Raw genomic sequence first — 2,438 nt, 5'->3', positions numbered from 1 at the left:
ACAAATTCTGCGGAACTCCTTACCAGAAGTCGTGGGGATACGGAGGCTGCTGGGGATATGGGGGATACGGCTGCAACTTTGGTGGGTGGAACTACTGCTACCCGGTGAACAACTACTACTGCGGCTATAACAACTACAATTACTGCTACCCCACCTACAGCTATGGGACATGTCTGTATACTCCTGGTTGCTACGGTGGAATCAGTGCCACGATCCTTCAGCCCTGTGTCACGACCGCTTATCAGTGCAACTACGCTCCTGTGTATGCGGCCGCTCCGGGATACGCTTCCGTCCAGACTCATGAAGTTCCCATGGAAATGGCTCTGACAAACGATTCGCTTCCCCCGTTGTCTGACGCCATTCCGAATGGCAACTCTGACTTGATCCCACCTGCCCCTTCCGCAACCTCATCAGGTTCGCTGGAGCTGGGATTGGAAGAAGCAAAACTGGTGGAAGCAGGTAAAACTCTGCGGGGTCCTCGGTTCTGATGAGTTTCTCTGAGCCCCAATCAAACACCCCGTCACGACTAACCCAGCCAGAGCGAGATCACTCGATTTCGCCCTGGCTACTCGCATGTCCGGAGGAAAAGTACCGCTTCCGACGAGGTTCCCCCCAGTAGCCCTGGCGGTCCCCGACAGGAAAGCCGAACCGTAATCCCCCCGGGCCACTCGCTAAAGCCGAAAACAAACAGTCCCCCGCCGCCCAACGTATCCAATCAACAACGATTCCGTCGTCCCCTCACAATGCACCCCTTCACCGGTCCCGTCGATTCGAAATCACTTTTGATAGCGTGGTCAGATCGGTCTGAAGCAGTCGAAACGCCGAGATTGCGATCGCATATCCAATTGCTCCGCTCGCTGCCAGAACGACCAGGGCCGAGCGATTTTCTGACTGACCAATCGCAAGAATCAGGACCGCAATCATGGGGACCGAAGCCGCCAGCACCAGATACAACCATGTTTGCCGCGAGAGTCGGATCAGGTCCTGTCGATCGTCTGCTGTCATCGACTCGCGGTCGATCAGCGACGGATAGAACGCCCGCACCGAGACGATCGCCACTCCAAAAAATGGGTAGGCGGCTGCGATGAGTCCGCAGATGGCCAGCGACGCTACGAACTGCACGTAAATGTCGAATGGGACATGTCCCACAATCAGATGAAGCGAAACCGGGTAAGCCGGGGCCGCGAGCAGCCAGAGCGTCAGACCTACCAGGGCGGCGACGTTTCCCAAGTCCAGGCATCGCCGCCGCTGCTTAGCCAGTTCCCCTGGGGGGAGTGGCTGTTTCGAATCAATATGAGTCGCTTTGGCGACGGATCCGGCCAGCCATCCCGCGCAAAGAATACCCGTGGGGAACGCGATCATGTTGATGATGGACTGAATCCGCATGAAAGTCGGTTCAGACCCGGGCAGGTTTTCCAGAATCACCCGGTAATTGTAGAGAAAGTTGAAGATGGCTCCGATCAGATTTGGAATCAGCGTCAGTATGGTCACCGTCGAAAGAGGAAACTTTCTGGCCCAGTACCGCCATCCTCCATCCGGGCGACGCAGCAGATTCCGCGCATCAGGTTCCAGGCAAAGCTCGATTTCCTGAGCCAGTTCGAGGCAACTGCCGTAGCGGTGTTCCGGTAAAGGAGACAGGCAGCGATCGAGGATCTCATGCAGTCCCAACCCCTCACGGCGCCACCGTTCCGGGATTCGGCCCGGTCCTTGCTGCCGCGCTTCGATCATCTTCTTCAGAACGGGAGGTCGTCCCTCTCTTTGTACGTCCGTCGAAAAAGGGCGTTCACCGGTCAGCAGCTCCCAGATGAGAACTCCCAGTGCGTAAAGATCACTGCGATTGTCCAAGCTGTCGGGCGTCCGTCCACTGCGGTGGTCGAACGCTTCCAGTTGTTCGGGCGACATGTACGCGAGACTGCCTCCGAAAAACTCTGCGGCCGACGCTCCTTCCACATTCTTGCTGAAGCTGATGTTGAAGTCGGCCAGTTTCGGCACCCCTTCTGCCGTCAGCAGCACATTCGCCGGCTTCAAGTCGCGGTGCAAAACTCCCTGACGGTGAGCGTAATCCAGTGCACGACCTAACTGAGCCCCCAGCCAGCAGACGACCTGAGGCCAGCTCATCTCCGCCAGCTTCTGACGCACGGAGGATTCGGCGGGAGGTGAGTCACCACGGGTGTCGAGTGCCTGATCGATGGCCCACAGGTAGCGTTTGCCGGACCATTGGGAAGGATCGATGGTCTGTAGCGATGCGAGAACACTGGCCAGCGTGCCTCCCGCCGCGTATTGCATGTAAAGCAGCCGCAATCCACGTCCAGTAACGGAACGCTGATCATAGACCCGGACGATGTTGTTGTGATCCAGTTGAGCGAGTGTTTGCGGCTCGTCCCCCTGATCGGCCGAGATCTTTACCGCCACAATCCGCTGCATGGAACGCTGTCGTG

At 57.5% G+C, this 2,438-nt stretch carries 1 protein-coding gene and 1 pseudogene; one reads left to right on the top strand and one right to left on the bottom strand.

From position 1 onward, the window contains the following. Nucleotides 1-488: pseudogene (locus tag VGE80_RS03000) on the top strand (hypothetical protein); the annotation flags it as partial. Nucleotides 489-753: 265 nt separating this feature from the next. Here VGE80_RS03000 and VGE80_RS02995 read toward each other — a convergent pair. After that, nucleotides 754-2,438: serine/threonine-protein kinase (locus tag VGE80_RS02995; protein WP_440591625.1), on the bottom strand; the 1,685-nt coding region annotated here is incomplete at its 5' end.

Origin of the sequence: Schlesneria sp. (assembly GCF_036405755.1) — a bacterium.
GTDB lineage: Bacteria > Planctomycetota > Planctomycetia > Planctomycetales > Planctomycetaceae > Schlesneria > Schlesneria sphaerica.
The sequence above is the reverse complement of the archived record's forward strand: the minus strand, read 5'-3'. Positions and strand labels throughout refer to the sequence as shown.